Source organism: Pseudomonas sp. A34-9, assembly GCF_029543085.1.
Taxonomy (GTDB): Bacteria; Pseudomonadota; Gammaproteobacteria; order Pseudomonadales; family Pseudomonadaceae; genus Aquipseudomonas.
Genome location: NZ_CP119967.1, coordinates 3,016,446 through 3,033,442, shown reverse-complemented (window position 1 = coordinate 3,033,442; position 16,997 = coordinate 3,016,446). Strand labels below are relative to the sequence as shown.

The 16,997-nt window shown below is 60.1% G+C and carries 12 protein-coding genes; 10 read left to right on the top strand and 2 right to left on the bottom strand.

Annotated elements, in window-relative coordinates; translation table 11 throughout:
• The first annotated feature begins 21 nt into the window (after positions 1 to 21).
• From P3G59_RS13485 to P3G59_RS13450, 8 genes are all read left to right on the top strand, one after another.
• Positions 22 to 1,890 (top strand): extracellular solute-binding protein, encoded by a 1,869-nt coding sequence (locus tag P3G59_RS13485; protein WP_277761945.1) that lies wholly within the window; start codon positions 22 to 24, stop codon positions 1,888 to 1,890.
• A complete protein-coding gene (locus tag P3G59_RS13480) occupies positions 1,890 to 2,951 on the top strand; it encodes a microcin C ABC transporter permease YejB (protein WP_277761944.1) in 1,062 nt (353 codons plus the stop codon). The genes P3G59_RS13485 and P3G59_RS13480 overlap by 1 nt, the downstream gene beginning before the upstream one ends.
• Positions 2,951 to 3,973, top strand: a complete 1,023-nt coding sequence (locus P3G59_RS13475) for an ABC transporter permease (protein WP_277761943.1) — start codon at positions 2,951 to 2,953, stop codon at positions 3,971 to 3,973. Before P3G59_RS13480 ends, P3G59_RS13475 begins: the two co-directional genes overlap by 1 nt.
• Before the next feature lie 9 nt (positions 3,974 to 3,982).
• Positions 3,983 to 5,557 (top strand): ABC transporter ATP-binding protein, encoded by a 1,575-nt coding sequence (locus P3G59_RS13470; RefSeq protein WP_277761942.1) that lies wholly within the window; start codon positions 3,983 to 3,985, stop codon positions 5,555 to 5,557.
• 167 nt (positions 5,558 to 5,724) lie between these two features.
• Positions 5,725 to 7,131, top strand: a complete 1,407-nt coding sequence (locus P3G59_RS13465) for a sigma 54-interacting transcriptional regulator (RefSeq protein ID WP_277761941.1) — start codon at positions 5,725 to 5,727, stop codon at positions 7,129 to 7,131.
• A 295-nt stretch (positions 7,132 to 7,426) separates the two neighbouring features.
• Complete coding sequence (locus P3G59_RS13460) at positions 7,427 to 8,818, top strand: GntP family permease (RefSeq protein WP_277761940.1); 1,392 nt, start codon at positions 7,427 to 7,429, stop codon at positions 8,816 to 8,818.
• Between the two features lie 7 nt (positions 8,819 to 8,825).
• A complete protein-coding gene (gene hbdH, locus P3G59_RS13455; RefSeq protein ID WP_277761939.1) occupies positions 8,826 to 9,599 on the top strand; it encodes a 3-hydroxybutyrate dehydrogenase in 774 nt (257 codons plus the stop codon).
• 156 nt (positions 9,600 to 9,755) lie between these two features.
• Positions 9,756 to 11,711, top strand: a complete 1,956-nt coding sequence (locus P3G59_RS13450) for an acetoacetate--CoA ligase (RefSeq protein WP_277761938.1) — start codon at positions 9,756 to 9,758, stop codon at positions 11,709 to 11,711.
• 111 nt (positions 11,712 to 11,822) lie between these two features.
• On the opposite strand, the gene P3G59_RS13445 is transcribed toward P3G59_RS13450, so the two are convergent.
• Positions 11,823 to 12,932, bottom strand: coding sequence for a PilT/PilU family type 4a pilus ATPase (locus P3G59_RS13445; RefSeq protein WP_277761937.1), 1,110 nt, complete (start codon positions 12,930 to 12,932; stop codon positions 11,823 to 11,825).
• Positions 12,933 to 13,045: 113 nt separating this feature from the next.
• On the opposite strand from P3G59_RS13445, the gene P3G59_RS13440 reads away from it, so the two are divergent.
• Positions 13,046 to 15,583, top strand: a complete 2,538-nt coding sequence (locus P3G59_RS13440) for a PAS domain S-box protein (RefSeq protein WP_277761936.1) — start codon at positions 13,046 to 13,048, stop codon at positions 15,581 to 15,583.
• A gap of 51 nt (positions 15,584 to 15,634) precedes the next feature.
• Positions 15,635 to 15,910, top strand: a complete 276-nt coding sequence (locus P3G59_RS13435; protein ID WP_007912322.1) for a peptidylprolyl isomerase — start codon at positions 15,635 to 15,637, stop codon at positions 15,908 to 15,910.
• A gap of 142 nt (positions 15,911 to 16,052) precedes the next feature.
• Here P3G59_RS13435 and P3G59_RS13430 read toward each other — a convergent pair whose 3' ends face one another.
• On the bottom strand, positions 16,053 to 16,988 hold the full coding sequence (locus P3G59_RS13430) for a sugar kinase (protein ID WP_277761935.1): 936 nt from the start codon (positions 16,986 to 16,988) through the stop codon (positions 16,053 to 16,055).
• Between the last annotated feature and the right edge of the window lie 9 nt (positions 16,989 to 16,997).

The window sequence follows — 16,997 nt, the reverse complement described above, 5'->3', positions numbered from 1 at the left end:
TTCCCGGTTCCAAGGCTGACAATGCGACTGGTTTTCCCCACATTGATGCTCACCGCCCTCGCCCTGCTGACGGGCGCCACCGGCGCGAACGCTGCACCGCAACACGCGCTGACTGTTTATGGCGAACCCGCCAAGTACCCTGCCGGCTTCAGTCACTTCGACTACACCAACCTGCAAGCACCCAAGGGCGGGACGATGCGCCGCTCGGCCATCGAGATCGGCCACTTCGATCATGTTCTTCCTTATATAGACAAAGGCATCGGCGTCACGCAGATCGATGGTTTGCTCTATTCGCCGCTGGCCCAGCGTTCGCTGGATGAGCCTTACACGGTTTACGGACTGGTCGCGCAAAAGATGGAGCGCTCGGATGATGGTCTGTCGCTGCGGTTCTTCATCAATCCCAAGGCACGTTTTGCTGATGGCAAGCCGATTACCGCCGAAGACGTACGCTACACCTACGATTTATTGATGACCCAGGGCAGCCTGCGTTATCGCACCCAGTTTGCTGACGTCAAAAGCGTCGAAGTGGAAGGCCCGTTGACCGTGCGTTTCGACTTCAAGAGCAATGAAAACCGTACCCTGCCACTAGACATCGCGACCCTGCCGGTATTTCCCGAGCATTGGTGGAAGAGCCGCGATTTCGCCGGGGGTGGCGGCTATGAACCACCACTGGGCAGCGGCCCTTATCGAGTTGGAAAAGTCGATTCGGGGCGCAGCATCACCTTTGAGCGCAATGCCGACTGGTGGGGCAAGGATTTGCCGGTCAGTCGCGGCCTCTACAATTTCGATCATTTCAGCATCGAGTACTTCGGTGATACCGACGTCGCCCGGCAAGTGCTGCGGGGCGGCGCCTATGACTACAACCGCGAGTTCTCGGCCACCGGCTATTCGATCGGCTACGACAGCCCCGCACTGAGCGACGGACGCCTGCAAAAAGCGCATCTGGCCACCGAGGCACCCCAGTCGGCCCAGGGGTTTGTGTTCAATCTGCAAAAACCGGTATTCACCGATCGCCGCGTGCGCCAAGCCCTGGCCATGCTCTGGGACTTCGAATGGAGCAACCGGCAGATGATGCGCGGCATGTATATCCGTCAGCAGAGCTACTTTTCCAACACGCAACTGGCCGCAAGCGAATTGCCCGATGCGCAGGAACTGAAAATTCTCGAACCGCTGCGCGGCCAGGTTCCCGACGAAGTCTTCAGCAAAGTCTTTGAAGCGCCGAAAACCGACGGCAGCGGCCTGATCCGCGACAAACAATTGCAGGCCCTCGAATTGCTCGAACAGGCCGGCTGGAAGCCGGATGGCGATCAACTGGTGAATGACCAGGGCGAACCGCTGAGCTTCACCTTCCTGGTCAGCCAGAACGGCATGGATCGCTTGTTGCTGCCGTACAAGCGTACGTTGAAACAGATCGGCATCGACCTGAACATTCGCCGCATCGACTCCTCGCAATACGTCAATCGCCTGATGAGTCGTGATTACGACATGATCGTCACCGGCTACCCGGTCAGCACTTCGCCGGGAGGCGAGTTGCTCAATTACTTCGCCTCGGCGTCGGCCAATGACCCGGGCGCGAACAACTACATGGTGTTGAAAAACCCGGCAGTGGATACGCTCATCAACGGGCTGATCCGCGCCTCCACGCAGTCCGACATGCTGCACTACGCCCATGCTCTGGACCGGGTGCTGCAATGGAATTACTACTGGATTCCCAACTACTATCCACCGGGTACCTCGACCGTATGGTGGAACCGTTTCGGCATACCCTCGGTGCAAGCCAGTAATGACGAAGCCATCGAGAGCTGGTGGGAAATCAGCAGCACGCCGCTGACCAATCAACAGATGACGGCCGAGAAGATCGCCCGTGGCAGACCCGGAGGACCGCACTGATGTGGGGTTACATACTGCGGCGCCTGCTGCTGATCATCCCGACGCTGGTGATCATTCTGCTGGTCAACTTCGTGATCATCCAGGCCGCGCCCGGCGGTCCGGTAGAACAGGCCATCGCCCACCTGCAAGGGATCGGCGGCGCCAGTGTCGGTGGCGGCGCCAGCGAAACCATGAGTGGCACGTCACGGGCCAGTCGCGGTCTCGATCCGCAACTGATCAAGGACATCGAGAAACAGTACGGCTTCGACAAACCGGCCCACGAACGCTTGTGGCTGATGTTGAAGAACTACGCGCAACTGGATTTCGGCAAAAGCTTCTTCCGTGGCGCGACGGTCACCGACCTGATCCTGGAAAAGATGCCGGTGACGATCTCCCTCGGGTTATGGGCGACGCTGATCACCTATCTGGTGTCGATCCCGCTGGGTATCCGCAAGGCTGTACACCATGGCAGTCATTTCGATATCTGGAGCAGCACGGCGATCATCATCGGTTACGCGATGCCGGCGTTCCTGTTTGCGATGTTCCTGATCGTGGTGTTTGCCGGCGGCACGTCGCTGAACTGGTTTCCGGTGCGCGGCCTGGTGTCGGACAACTTCGAATCGCTGTCGACCCTCGGCAAAATCGTCGACTATTTCTGGCACCTGGTGCTGCCGGTGACGGCGCTGGTGATTGGTGGTTTCGCCACGCTGACGATCCTGACCAAAAACTCGTTTCTCAATGAGATCACGCGCCAGTACGTGGTCACCGCGCGCGCCAAAGGCCTGAGCGAACGTCGCGTGCTCTACGGGCATGTGTTCCGCAACGCGATGCTGCTGGTGGTGTCCGGCATCCCGCAGGCGTTCATCAGCGTGTTCTTCGCCGGTTCCTTGCTGATCGAGGTGATCTTCTCCCTCGACGGCCTCGGACGCATGAGCTACGAAGCCGCGGTTTCGCGGGATTACCCGGTGGTGTTCGGTTCGCTGTTCATCTTCACCCTCTTCGGCCTGCTGATAAAACTCGTCGGTGACCTGTGTTACACGATGGTTGATCCGCGTATCGATTTCGCCGCGAGGAACGCCTGATGTTCAAGCTCTCGCCTCTGGGCCGTCGTCGCTTCGAACGCTTCAAGAAAAACCGCCGTGGCTGGTGGTCGCTGTGGCTGTTTATCGGCCTGTTTGTGCTCACGCTGGGTGGCGAGTTGATCGCCAACGACAAGCCTTTGGTCGTCAGCTATCAGGACCAATGGTACTTCCCGGTATTCAAGCGACACACCGAGCAGGAGTTCGGCGGGCAACTGCCGTTCCAGGCCGATTACCGCAGCGACTATGTGCAGAACCTGATTCGCAAGGACGGTGGCTGGCTGCTGTTCCCGCCGATTCCATTCAGTGACGACACGCCGAACTACGACCTCAACAAACCGGCGCCGAGCCCGCCGACGTCGGTCAACTGGCTGGGCACGGACGATCAATCGCGAGATGTGCTGGCGCGGGTGATTTTCGGCGCACGGGTGTCGATCCTGTTTGCCTTGATGCTGACCTTTGTCAGCGCCCTCATAGGCATCGCCGCCGGGGCATTGCAGGGCTACTACGGTGGCTGGGTCGACTTGCTCGGGCAACGTTTGCTGGAAGTCTGGTCGGGGTTGCCGGTGTTGTATCTGTTGATCATCCTCTCCGGTTTCGTCGAGCCGAATTTCTGGTGGCTGCTGGGGATCATGGCGCTGTTTTCGTGGCTGGCGCTGGTGGATGTGGTGCGCGCCGAGTTCCTGCGCGGACGCAATCTGGAATACGTCAAAGCCGCCCGCGCGCTGGGCCTGACCGACCGCAAGGTGATTTTCCGGCACATTCTGCCCAACGCCATGAATGCGACACTGAGCTACCTGCCGTTCATTCTGACCGGGGCGATTTCCACCCTCACCGCACTGGATTTTCTCGGCTTCGGCATGCCCGCCGGCAGCGCCTCGCTGGGTGAGTTGATCGGTCAGGGCAAACAGAACCTGCAAGCACCGTGGCTTGGGTTGACGGCGTTTTTCACCCTGGCGCTGATCCTTTCTTTACTGGTGTTCATCGGCGAAGCGTTGCGTGACGCGTTCGACCCTCGATCCTGAAGCGTGGCCATGACTGACAACCTGATTGAAATCCGTAACCTCAACGTTGCCTTCCATGACCAGACCGTGGTGCGCGACCTGTGCCTGGACATCCGCCCCGGCGAGTGTCTGGCGCTGGTGGGCGAATCGGGCTCGGGCAAATCGGTGACCGCCCACTCTATTTTGCAGTTGCTGCCCGAAAGCGAAGCGCAAACCACTGGCAGCATTCGCTATCGCGGGCAGGAACTGATCGGCACCGATCCCAAGGTCTTGCGCGAACTGCGTGGCAACCGCATCGCGATGATTTTTCAGGAGCCGATGACCTCGCTGAATCCGCTGCACACCATTGAAAAACAGATCGGCGAAACCCTGCTGCTGCACCGCGGCCTCGGCGGTAAAGCGGCGCAGGCGCGGATCCTCGAACTGCTCGGACTGGTGGGCATCCAGAACCCCAGGGAACGCCTCAAGGCTTACCCGCATCAACTCTCCGGCGGACAGCGCCAGCGGGTGATGATCGCCATGGCGCTGGCCTGCGAACCGGAGCTATTGATCGCCGACGAGCCGACCACGGCGCTCGACGTGACGGTGCAGCGCAAGATCCTGCTACTGCTCAAATCCCTGCAACAACGCCTGGGCATGTCGCTGCTGTTGATCAGCCACGACCTCAATCTGGTGCGCAGCATTGCCCAGCGCGTGTGCGTGATGAAGGCCGGGGAAATCGTCGAGCAGGCGCCCTGCGAAGTCCTGTTCACCGAACCGAAACATCCTTATAGCTGCGTATTGCTCAACGCCGAACCCGAAGGCGAAGCCCTGCCCCGGGATGAGCGCGAGAACGTGCTGGAGGTCGATGACCTGAAGGTTGAGTTTGTCGTCGGCGGCGGGCTGTTCCAGCGCAAGCAATACCTGCGGGCGGTGGATGGCATCAGCCTGAGTATCCAGCGTGGCAAGACGCTGGGTATCGTCGGCGAATCCGGTTCCGGCAAGTCGACATTGGGCCAGGCGATCCTGCGTTTGCTCGACTCCGAGGGCGGTATCCGCTTTCAGGGCCAGGCGCTCGACGGCCTCAATCAGAAGCAGATGCGGCCGTGGCGCCGGCAAATGCAGGTGGTGTTCCAGGATCCGTTCGGCAGTCTGAGCCCGCGCATGTCAGTAGCGCAGATCATCAGCGAAGGTCTGGAAGTGCACTGCGAGTCGACCGCTGATGAGTGCGACGAACAAGTAATCCGCGTGCTGGAAGAAGTCGGCCTCGACCCGCAAAGTCGCCATCGCTATCCCCACGAGTTCTCCGGGGGTCAGCGCCAACGCATCGCCATCGCGCGGGCGCTGGTACTGAAACCGGCGCTGATTCTGCTCGACGAACCGACTTCGGCGCTGGACCGCACGGTGCAAAAACAAGTGGTCGCCCTGCTCCGCCAGCTTCAGGAAAAACACGGGCTGACCTATCTGTTCATCAGCCACGACCTGGCGGTGGTGCGCGCCCTGGCCCACGACATGATCGTGATCAAGGACGGCAAAGTGGTCGAGCGAGGCGCCAGTCATGATGTGTTTGATGCGCCGCAGCATCCCTACACCAAAGAGCTGTTGGCGGCGGCGCATCCGGGGTAGGCATAATCTGTGCTCGACCTGAAACCGGGTCACGGCATTCGCGAGCAAGCTCGCTCCCACAAGGTTCACGGTCGTTTACAACGTGTGTGAACAACCCGATTCACTGTGGGAACGAGCTTGCTCGCTAAAGGGCCGGCACAGGCAACATACAATCGGGATCAGCCTCCATGAACACCACCGAAAGCCTCAAGGACTACCAACGGGTGCGCACCCTCGCGATCCGTTCGCTGTTCGAGATCATCGAGCAGTCCAGCGAAGGCACGGTGATTGTCGACCGCGATGCCAACATCGTCTGGATGAACGAGCGTTACGCCCGGCGTTTCGGTCTTGAATCGGCGGCAGGCGCAATCGGCAAGCCGTGTGAGAGTGTGATCCCCGGCAGTCTGTTGCGCGAAGTCGTGCGTACCGGGCGGCCCATCCTTCTGGACATGCAGGACACCCCGAAAGAGCCTCTGGTGGTCATGCGCCTGCCGATTCATGACGACGCCGGCACGGTGATCGGCGCGATCGGGTTTGCCTTGTTCGACGAGTTGCGCACGCTGTCGCCGATGCTCAAACGCTACTTGAGCATGCAGGAAGAACTGGCCTCGACCCGCTCTCTGCTGCGCGCCCGGCAGACCAAATACAACTTCGCCCATTTCATCGGCACCAGCGCCGCCAGCCTCGAAGTCAAACGCCGTGCCCGGCGCAGTGCCAGCGCCGAGTCGCCGGTGTTGCTGCTTGGCGAAACCGGCACCGGCAAAGAGTTGCTGGCCCAGGCGATTCACAGTGCCTCGCCACGGGCACACAAAGCGTTCGTCAGCATCAACAGCGCGGCGATTCCCGAGGCGCTGCTGGAGGCGGAATTTTTTGGCACCGCGCCGGGCGCGTTTACCGGCGCCGACCGCAAGGGCCGCACCGGCAAGTTGCAGATCGCTCAGGGCGGCACGTTGTTTCTCGACGAGATTGGCGACATGCCGTTGCCCTTGCAGAGCAAGCTGCTGCGCGTATTGCAGGAAAAAGAGTTCGAACCGGTCGGTTCCAACGAGGTGATTCAGAGCGATGTGCGCGTGATTGCCGCGACCTCGACCGATCTGCAAGCGGCGATCAAACGCGGTGAGTTCCGCGCCGATTTGTACTATCGCCTCAATGTGTTGCCGATTCAGGTGCCGCCATTGCGTGAGCGTCTTGATGATCTGCCTGCGCTTGGCGAAGCGATCCTTGAGGAGCTGCGCAGTCAGCATGAGCTGCACCGTGATGCGCTCGAACTGCTCGGGCAACACGCCTGGCCGGGGAACATTCGCGAGCTGCGCAATGTGCTGGAGCGGGCGGCGTTGCTCAGTGATGACTTGATGCTCACCGAGCAGGATATTCGTGCGGCGATTGGTACGTTGACGCCGGTCGAACGTGGGTCGGTACCGATGATGGAGGCGCTGGCTGAGGAGACATTCGCTCAGGCGCGGGAGCGGTTCGATCGCCAAACGATTCAGACCGCTCTAGCGAAATGTGCGGGGAACGTGCCGGAAGCGGCGGCTCGATTGGGGCTTGGGCGGTCGACGTTGTACAAGAAGATGGTGGCGTTGGGAATCGCCTGAATCTCTAAACAGAGACACATATCTCTTTTTGTAGATGGATTTTTCAAGATCAGAAGATCGCAGCCTTCGGCAGCTCCTACACGGGAGAATGCGACTTTCTGTGTAGGAGCTGCCGAAGGCTGCGATCTTTTCGGCTTAACCACGTCTCTAAAACGAGACAAACATCTGAATTCCCTTCAGCAAAAACCAATAATATCCATATATTTCAAGATCTTATATATCTGGCACAGATCTCGCTATAGCCTCTCCCACACCCGTTCCACCCACAAAAATAACAATTCTGGAGAGACACACCATGAGTGTGATCATTGCCTTGGCAGCCCTGGCGCTGCTGATGCTGGCCGCCTACCGTGGCTACAGCGTTATCCTCTTCGCCCCGATTGCCGCCCTCGGCGCCGTGCTGCTCACCGACCCTTCCGCCGTCGCCCCGGCGTTCACCGGGGTGTTCATGGAGAAAATGGTCGGGTTCATCAAACTGTATTTCCCTGTATTCCTGCTCGGCGCCGTGTTCGGCAAGTTGATCGAACTGTCGGGGTTCTCCCGCTCGATTGTCGCTGCGGCCATTCGTTTGCTCGGCACCAAACAGGCGATGCTGGTGATCGTGCTGGTCTGCGCCTTGCTCACTTACGGCGGCGTGTCGCTGTTCGTCGTTGTGTTTGCGGTTTACCCGTTTGCCGCCGAGATGTTCCGCCAGAGCAATATCCCCAAGCGACTGATCCCGGCGACCATCGCTTTGGGCGCGTTTTCTTTCACCATGGACGCCCTGCCCGGCACGCCGCAGATCCAGAACATCATCCCCAGCACCTTCTTCAACACCACCGCCTGGGCGGCGCCTTGGCTGGGGGTGATCGGCACGATTTTCGTGTTCTGCACCGGCATGCTGTTTCTGCAGCGCCAGCGCAACAAGGCCCAGCGTGCTGGCGAAGGCTACGGCACTGAACTTCGCAACGAGCCGGAAACCGCTGCAGACCTGAAACTGCCAAACCCGTGGATTGCTCTGTCACCGTTGCTGGCGGTGGGCATCATGAACCTGCTGTTCACCCAATGGATTCCGCAGTGGTACGGCAAGACCCACAGCCTCGCACTGCCAGGCATGGCCACGCCGGTCACCACCGAGATCGCCAAACTGACGGCAATCTGGGCGGTGCAGGCGGCGTTGCTGATTGGCATTCTGATGGTCTTGGCGTTTGGTTTTCAGGCGATTCGCAGCAAGCTCGCCGAAGGCAGCAAAAGTGCAGTGAGCGGCGCCTTACTGGCGGCGATGAACACCGCGTCGGAATACGGCTTCGGCGCGGTGATCGCGTCGCTGCCGGGCTTTCTGGTGCTGGCGGACTGGCTCAAGCAGATTCCCAATCCGCTGGTCAACGAAGCCGTCACCGTGACCTTACTCGCTGGCATCACCGGATCCGCGTCGGGCGGCATGAGCATTGCGCTGGCGGCGATGTCCGAGCAGTTCATCACTGCGGCCCACGCCGCGAATATTCCGCTGGAAGTGCTGCACCGCGTCGCCGCGATGGCCAGTGGCGGCATGGACACCCTGCCGCACAACGGCGCGGTCATCACCCTGCTGGCGGTCACCGGCCTGACCCACCGCGAAGCCTATAAAGACATTTTCTGTATTACGCTGATCAAGACCCTCGCGGTTTTCGTAGTGATCGGCACTTTCTACGCCACTGGCATTGTGTGAGGTATTCATGACCACTCTTTCCGGCAAGACTGCACTGGTAACCGGGTCCACCAGCGGCATCGGCCTGGGCATCGCACTGAGCCTGGCCAAGGCTGGCGCGAATCTGATTCTCAACGGCTTTGGCGATGCGTCCAAAGTCATCGCCGAGGTCGGGCAATTCGGCGGCAAGGTCGGCCATCATCCGGCGGACGTCAGTGACCCGGCGCAAATCGCTGACATGATCAATTACGCCGAGCGCGAGTTCGGCGGTGTCGACATTCTGGTCAACAACGCCGGCATCCAGCATGTCGCCGCCGTGGAAGAATTCCCCGTCGAGCGCTGGGATTCGATCATTGCCATCAACCTGTCTTCGGTGTTTCACAGCACCCGCCTGAGCCTGCCGGGGATGCGCGACAAAGGCTGGGGACGCATCATCAATATCGCCTCGGTGCATGGCCAGGTCGGTTCGACCGGCAAAGCGGCTTATGTGGCCGCCAAGCACGGCGTGATCGGTTTGACCAAAGTGGTCGGCCTGGAAACCGCGACCAGCAATGTCACCTGCAATGCTATCTGCCCGGGTTGGGTGTTGACGCCGCTGGTGCAGAAGCAGATCGATGACCGTGCGGCCAAGGGTGTCGATCCGCAGCAGGCGCAGCATGATTTGCTGGCCGAAAAACAACCGTCGCTGGAGTTCGTCACGCCGCAGCATCTGGGCGAGTTGGTGTTGTTCCTGTGCAGTGAGGCGGGTAGCCAGGTGCGCGGCGCGGCGTGGAATATTGATGGTGGCTGGCTGGCACAGTAATGCTGCGCCCTTGTAGGCCTTCGCCTGCTCGCGATAGCGGTATGTCAGTTAACTGTTACGGGTCTGACACACCGCTATCGCGAACAGGCTCACTCCTGCATCAGATAGTTTTACCACCCGAGCACGGCGTGTAAATCAGATAACAAGAGGCAACCAATGTCCGACATCCTCTGGCAACCCGACGCCAACCGTATCGCCCAATCACGCATGGACACCTTCCGCCGCGCGGTCAATCAACGCCATCAGCTGAAACTCGCCGACTACCCGGCCCTGCACCAATGGAGCGTCGAGCAGCGCGAGGCGTTCTGGCAGGCGATCGTCGATTTCTTTGATATCCGCTTCCACACTCAGCCCGATGCAGTGCTGCGCGAAGGCCCACACATGCCCGACGCCGAGTGGTTTCCCGGCGCCACGCTGAACTTCGCCGAACACCTGCTGCGGCGGCGTGACGATGCCGTGGCGGTGATCAGCGTGGCGGAGAACGGTCAACGCGAGCAATTGACCTGGGGCGAACTCGCCGAGCATGTCGCTGGGTTTCAGGCCAGTTTGCAGGCCGCCGGCGTGGGTATCGGCGATCGTGTCGCCGCGTGCATGCCCAATACCTGGCAGACACTGGTGGCGATGCTGGCGACCACCAGCCTTGGCGCGATCTGGTCGTGTTCCTCGCCGGACTTCGGCAGCCACGGCGTGATCGACCGTTTCGGCCAGATCGAACCGAAGGTGCTGATCACTTGCGCCGCTTACCGTTATGCCGGCAAGACCATCGACCAGACCGACAAAATCAACGGAATACTCGAGCAACTGCCAACGCTGAGGCAGTTGATCATCGTGCCGTACGCCCACCCGCACGCTCGGGTAGAGACTTACCGCACCGACGCCGACGTGACCTTGTGGGGCGATTTTTATGCGGCGGTCGGCGAACCAGACTTTGTCGCGGTGCCGTTTAATCATCCGTTGTACGTGCTGTATTCCAGCGGCACCACCGGTGTGCCGAAATGCATCATCCACAGCACCGGCGGCGTGCTGCTGCAACACGTCAAGGAACACGGTCTGCATTGTGATCTCGGCCCAGGGGATCGACTGTTCTACTACACGACCTGCGGCTGGATGATGTGGAACTGGCTGGTCTCGGCGCTCGCAGTCGGCAGCGCCGTGGTGCTGTACGACGGCTCGCCGTTTCACCCGGATAACCAGCGTTTGCTCGACTTGATCGACGATGAGCGCATCAGCGTGTTTGGCACCAGCCCCAAGTTTCTCGCTACCCTGGAAAGCAGCGGCGCCATACCTCGCGAAAGCCATGATCTGGGCAGCCTGAAGACGCTGCTGTGTACCGGTTCGGCGCTGTCGCCACAAAGCTATGACTTCGTCTATCGAGACTTCAAACCCGATGTGTGCCTGGCGTCGATGTCGGGCGGCACTGATATCGTCTCGTGCTTCGTCAATGGCAACCCGATGTCGCCAGTGCGGCGCGGCGAGATCATGGGCAAGAGCCTGGGCATGGCGGTGGAAGTCTGGAACGACGCCGGCCAACCGGTGGTTGGCGAAAAAGGCGAACTGGTCTGCACCCGGCATTTCCCGGCCATGCCGATCCGTTTGTGGAATGACCCTGACGGCGCAAAACTGCGGCAATCGTATTTCAGCCTGTTTCCCGGGGTCTGGGCCCAGGGTGATTACGCCGAGCAACGGCCGCACGGCGGGATGCTCATCCATGGCCGCTCCGACGCCGTGCTCAATCCGGGTGGCGTGCGCATTGGCACGGCAGAGATTTATCGCCAGGTCGAGAAAGTCGCCGAAGTGCTGGACAGCGTCGCCATCGGCCAGCAGTGGCAGGATGACGTGCGGGTTGTGCTGTTTGTCAGGTTGCGGGAAGGGCTGACACTGGATGAGGCGCTGGAGCAGCGCATCCGTCAGGTGATCCGCGCCAATACCACCCCAAGGCACGTACCCGCGAAGATCGTGGCGGTGACGGACATTCCACGCACCATCAGCGGCAAGGTTGTCGAACTGGCCGTGCGCGAGATAGTGCATGGACGGCCAGTGAAGAACACCGATGCGTTGGCCAATCCCGAAGCGCTGGAGCAGTTTCGGGATCGCCGCGAGTTGCACTTATAGAATGGTTGCTCCGCCAGGCCCCTGGAGTGCGCAGTACGATTGATGTCGAGCGCGATAACCCTGAGTTCGACCGTTGTATGTGCGCCTCGCCCGGCATTTGCATCCGCCGCATCAGTCCATCAGCCCCCAATCACTGCTTGACGGGTTATCTTTGCCGACGGCCTCTCGATGCAGCTTTATCCTCAACTTCAAGTTATTGGCCGAATCGGAATATTTCAACGCATCGTCCTCATTGATCGCGCCCTCTTCAACCAGCTCGAACAATGACTGATCAAACGTCTGCATACCCGCTTCCGCGGATTTTTCCATCATGGCTTTGAGGTCGCCCAATTCGTTGTGGCGCACGAGATCACTGATAGTCGGGGTACCCAGCAATATCTCCACTGCAGCGCGTCTCTGCCCATCCTTGGTCCTGACAAGACGTTGCGAGACGCAGGCTTTAAGATTATTACCCAACGTCTGCAACAGCTGCGGCCGCCGCTCTTGCGCGAACATGTTGATGATCCGGTCCAGCGCCTGATTGGCATTAATGGCGTGCAACGTCGACAACACCAAATGCCCGGTATCGGCAAACGCCAAGGCATGCTCCATGGTTTCGCGGTCACGGATTTCGCCGATCAGCACGACATCCGGGGCCTGGCGCAGCGTGTTTTTCAAGGCGGCGTGGAAGCTGCGCGTATCGACCCCGACTTCCCGCTGATTGATGATCGAACGCTGATGGCGATGGATGTACTCGATCGGATCCTCGATGGTGATGATGTGCCCGCTGCTGTGGCGATTGCGGTGGTCGATCAGCGCAGCCAGCGACGTCGATTTGCCGGAGTCGGTGGCACCGACGAACAGAATCAGCCCTTGCTTGAGCATGACGGTTTCAAGCAGTACCGCTGGCAGTTTCAGATCAGCGAAACGCGGAATGTCGAGTCTGACATTGCGAATGACGATCGAGACATCGTTGCGCTGTTTGAAAATGTTCACACGAAAACGTCCGATGCCCGTTCGCGAAATCGCCAGGTTCATTTCCAGATCCCGGTCGAACTCCCGTCGCTGCTCGGCGTCCATCAGGGAGGTGGCGATGGCGGCGGTCTCACCATTCTTGAAAGGCCGCTCGCTCAACGCCGTCAGTACGCCGTCGACACGCGCACTGGGCGGTGCTCCCGTGGAGAGGAACAGATCCGAACCGTTTTTATTGGACAAAATTGACAACAGTGCATCGATTTCCATGGCAAAAAGCACCCGCGAAGCATTCAATAAACAGAAAATGACCTGCGCCTGGCGCAGTTCAACTGCAACAATGATAGACGTCGCCTCATCGAACCACGCTCAGGACTGATGCAATGAATGCTGCACCGAACACCGACGACGCTCAGGCACTGATCGCCCGTACCGACTGGAGCCGCAGCCCGCTGGGCGCTGCCGGCAACTGGCCGCAGAGCCTGCGCACGGCGGTGGACATCGTGATTCACTCGCCCATGCCGATGCTGCTGTTGTGGGGCCCGCAACTCACGCAGATCTACAACAACGGTTTCGCCCTGCTCGCCGGCCACAAGCATCCGCACGCTTTCGGACAGCCTGCGCACCTGATCTGGCCGGAACTTCGCGACTTTACCGACCCGATTTACAGCGCCGTCCTACAAGGTCAGGTACGCACCTACAGCGAAAGACGCTTCACCCTGCAGCGCGAAGGCAAAGAGTCCGACTTCTGGCTGGATTTGACCTACAGTCCGATCCGCGATGAGACCGCGCAAGTCGCGGGGATTCTGGTCACCGCCATTGAAACCAACGAACGCCGACGCATCGCTCTGGAACTGCAGCGACGCTCCGAGGAAAGCCTCAAGGCTCAGCGGGAAACCGAAGAGCGCCTGCAACTGGCGTTGGCCGCAACGGATGCCGTCGGCACCTGGGATTGGGACATCGGCGAAGATCGCTTCATCGCCGATGCGCACTTTGCCCAGTTGCATGGCATCGACCCAAGTCTTGCCGACCAGTTGCCGATCAGCGATTACTTGCAAGGCGTTCACCCTGAAGACCGCGCCATGATTGCGCGCAGCATCAAACACTGCATCACCCACGGCACCGAATACGCTGAGGAATATCGCTTGCTGCAGGCCGACGGCGAGGTGCGCTGGGTGTTCGCCCGAGGGCGCTGCTACAAGGATCATCATGGCCGGCCCATGCGATTCCTCGGGGCGGCGCTGGACCTGACCGAACGCAAACACACCGAACAGGCGCTGCGCCAGAGCCAGACCGAACTGCAGCTGATCATCAATGCCATGCCGATCCTGATCAGTTATGTCGACTGTGAAGAGCGCTTTCGCCTGAACAACGCGGCCTATCTGGACTGGTACGGTCTGACGCCACAGGAACTATACGGCCGCACAATTCGCGAAGTCATCGGTGAAGAAGCGTATTTCCTGCGCCTGCCCTACATTGCCGAGGCGCTGGCCGGCAGACCGTGCTCATTCAGCCTGTACACCCCGCACCGCGATGGCAGCAATCGCCACGCGCTGATGAATTACCTGCCGCGTTACGCCGCCGACGGCGCGATCAGTGGTTTCTATATCTTTGTCATCGACGAAACCGAGCGCAAAAAAACCGAAGAGGCCTTGCGCAATCTCAACGAAACCCTGGAAGAGCGGGTCAGCGCCCGTACCGAACAATTGGCCCAGGCTAACCAGCGTTTGCAGAACGAGATGTTCGAACGCGAGCGCGCCGAAGATGCCTTGCGCCACGCGCAGAAAATGGAGGCTGTCGGTCAGCTCACCGGCGGTATCGCCCACGACTTCAACAACATGCTCACCGGCATCATTGGCAGCCTGGATTTGATGCAGCGCTACATCGCCAACGGCCGGGCCGACGAGATTGGTCGTTTTACCGAAGCGGCGGTGTCATCGGCCAACCGTGCGGCAGCGTTGACCCATCGCCTGTTGGCGTTTTCACGTCGCCAATCGCTGGATCGCAAAACCCTCGACGTCAATGAACTGGTGCATTCGCTCGAAGACCTGATCCGCCGCACCAAGGGCGATCCGATCGAACTCACCCTGCGTCTGGCCGAAAATGTGTGGCCGGTCAGCACCGACGTCAGTCAATTGGAAAACGCCCTGCTCAACCTGGTAATCAATGCCCGCGATGCCATGCCCGATGGCGGCGAGTTGTTGATCGAGACGGCCAACGTCTATCTCGACGGCAGCGATATCACCACGCTCGAACCGGTCAAGGCCGGCGATTACCTGATGCTGGCGGTCAGCGACAACGGCACCGGCATGACGCCGTCCGTACGTTCCAAGGCCTTCGATCCGTTTTTCACCACCAAGCCCATTGGTCAGGGCACCGGGCTGGGCCTGTCGATGATTTATGGTTTTGCCCAACAATCGGGTGGGCATGTCAGCCTCGACAGCCTGCCGGGCCAGGGCACTTGTGTGCGCTTGTACTTGCCGCGGTTGCACGGCATCGAACCGGAACAGCCGGTTACCGTGCCGTTCGAACAAGCGCCGACGACGGCAACCGGTGAAACCGTGGTGGTCGTCGAAGATGACCCGGCGGTGCGCATGCTGGTGCTCGATCTGCTCCGGGAGTTGGGTTATCAAGCCTACGAAGCCGAGGATGCGAAGACCGCCCTGCCCCTGCTCGAGTCTGATCTGCGCGTGGACCTGCTGGTGACCGACGTCGGCCTGCCAGGCATGAACGGCCGGCAGTTGGCGGAGATTGCCCGCCAGCATCGGCCGGGCCTCAAGGTGTTGTTCATGACCGGTTATGCGCAAAAAGCCGCCGAGCGTCAGGGGTTTCTCGAGGACGGCATGGACATGGTCGCCAAACCGTTTGCCATTGAGCTGCTGGCCAGCAAGATCCGCACGATGATCAGCCAAACCGCGTGACTTGAGGCATAATCCGCGCCCCGCCGTCACCCCGTTATCAGGTACCGCACGATGAAAGCCCAAGCCCGCCACATTCTGGTGAAAACCGCCGAAGAGGCCGAACAGCTCAAACAACGCATCGCCAAGGGTGAAGCGTTTGATGTGCTGGCGAAGAAATTTTCGACCTGCCCGTCCGGCAAACGCGGCGGCGATCTGGGTGAAGTGCGGCCAGGGCAGATGGTCGGGGCGATTGATGCGGTGATCTTCAAGAAACCGCTGCGCACTGTGCATGGGCCGATCAAGAGCAAGTTCGGGTATCACCTGGTGCAGGTGTTCTACCGCGACTAAAGCCGTGCAGGAGCTGTGTAGGAGCTGTGTAGGAGCTGTCGAGTGAAACGAGGCTGCGATCTTTTGACTTTGACTTTGATCTTGAAAACAAGATCAAGATCAACAGATCGCAGCCTTCGGCAGCTCCTACAGGGATTGCCCTTCAGGTTCTGGGAATCAATGCCCCAGGCACCTGAATCACCTTGCTGGCCAGCCAGTGCCCTGCCTCGGCAGCCTCTGCCGGACTCCCCCCAAGCAATCGACTGGCCAGATACGCCGCACTGAACGAATCCCCCGCCGCCGTGGTGTCCACCACCTTCGCGACCTTCTGCGCCGGCACTGCAAATGCCTCACCATCACAGCGAATCAGACACGCCTCGGCGCCACGCTTGAGCACCACTTCCGGCGTGCCGAACTGCGTGTACGCATCAAACACCGCCTCGCAATCCGTGAAACCGAACAGCGCCTGTTCGTCATCCACCGTCAATAACGCCAGATCGACGTAGGGCAACACGCTGCGATACGCCGCTCGCGCGTCGTCTACACAAGCCCACAACCGTGGCCGGTAGTTGTTATCGAAGACGATGCGCGCATCACGCTGCCGCGCTTCGATCAAGGTCTGGATCAGTTTTTCCCGGCCCGATGCGCCGAGCACAGCCAGGGTGATGCCGCTGAAATACAACACATCGTAATCCGGCAATGCCGCGAGAGTCGGCGCGGCGGCCGGCGTGGTGAAACAGTCGCGCACCGCTGCTTCGTTGCGCCAGTACAGGAAACGACGCTCGCCGTGGGCGTCGGTCTGAATGCAATACAGGCCCGGCAAGCGCCCCGGCAGGCGCTGCACCCTTTCAAGGCCAATGCCTTCGTCGGACCAGATCTGGCACATGGCGTCGCTGAAGCTGTCATCACCCAATGCGGTGACGTAGTCGACCTGCGCTTTCTCGCCCATTGCGCGGGCCAGGTACACCGCCGTATTCAGGGTGTCGCCGCCGAAGCTTTGCTGCAGGCTGCCGTCGGCGCGTTGCTGCAGTTCGATCATGCATTCGCCGATCAGGGCGATGCGCGGGGTGTTCGGACCCAGGGGGCTGAGGGTGTTCATCTTTGGGTG

Bases quoted from the DNA above. Each gene is read 5' to 3' on its own strand.
- P3G59_RS13485 (WP_277761945.1), top strand. From the start codon at position 22: ATGCGACTGGTTTTCCCCACATTGATGCTCACCGCCCTCGCCCTGCTG.
- P3G59_RS13480 (WP_277761944.1), top strand. From the start codon at position 1,890: ATGTGGGGTTACATACTGCGGCGCCTGCTGCTGATCATCCCGACGCTG.
- P3G59_RS13475 (WP_277761943.1), top strand. From the start codon at position 2,951: ATGTTCAAGCTCTCGCCTCTGGGCCGTCGTCGCTTCGAACGCTTCAAG.
- P3G59_RS13470 (WP_277761942.1), top strand. From the start codon at position 3,983: ATGACTGACAACCTGATTGAAATCCGTAACCTCAACGTTGCCTTCCAT.
- P3G59_RS13465 (WP_277761941.1), top strand. From the start codon at position 5,725: ATGAACACCACCGAAAGCCTCAAGGACTACCAACGGGTGCGCACCCTC.
- P3G59_RS13460 (WP_277761940.1), top strand. From the start codon at position 7,427: ATGAGTGTGATCATTGCCTTGGCAGCCCTGGCGCTGCTGATGCTGGCC.
- hbdH (WP_277761939.1), top strand. From the start codon at position 8,826: ATGACCACTCTTTCCGGCAAGACTGCACTGGTAACCGGGTCCACCAGC.
- P3G59_RS13450 (WP_277761938.1), top strand. From the start codon at position 9,756: ATGTCCGACATCCTCTGGCAACCCGACGCCAACCGTATCGCCCAATCA.
- P3G59_RS13445 (WP_277761937.1), bottom strand. From the start codon at position 12,932: ATGGAAATCGATGCACTGTTGTCAATTTTGTCCAATAAAAACGGTTCG.
- P3G59_RS13440 (WP_277761936.1), top strand. From the start codon at position 13,046: ATGAATGCTGCACCGAACACCGACGACGCTCAGGCACTGATCGCCCGT.
- P3G59_RS13435 (WP_007912322.1), top strand. From the start codon at position 15,635: ATGAAAGCCCAAGCCCGCCACATTCTGGTGAAAACCGCCGAAGAGGCC.
- P3G59_RS13430 (WP_277761935.1), bottom strand. From the start codon at position 16,988: ATGAACACCCTCAGCCCCCTGGGTCCGAACACCCCGCGCATCGCCCTG.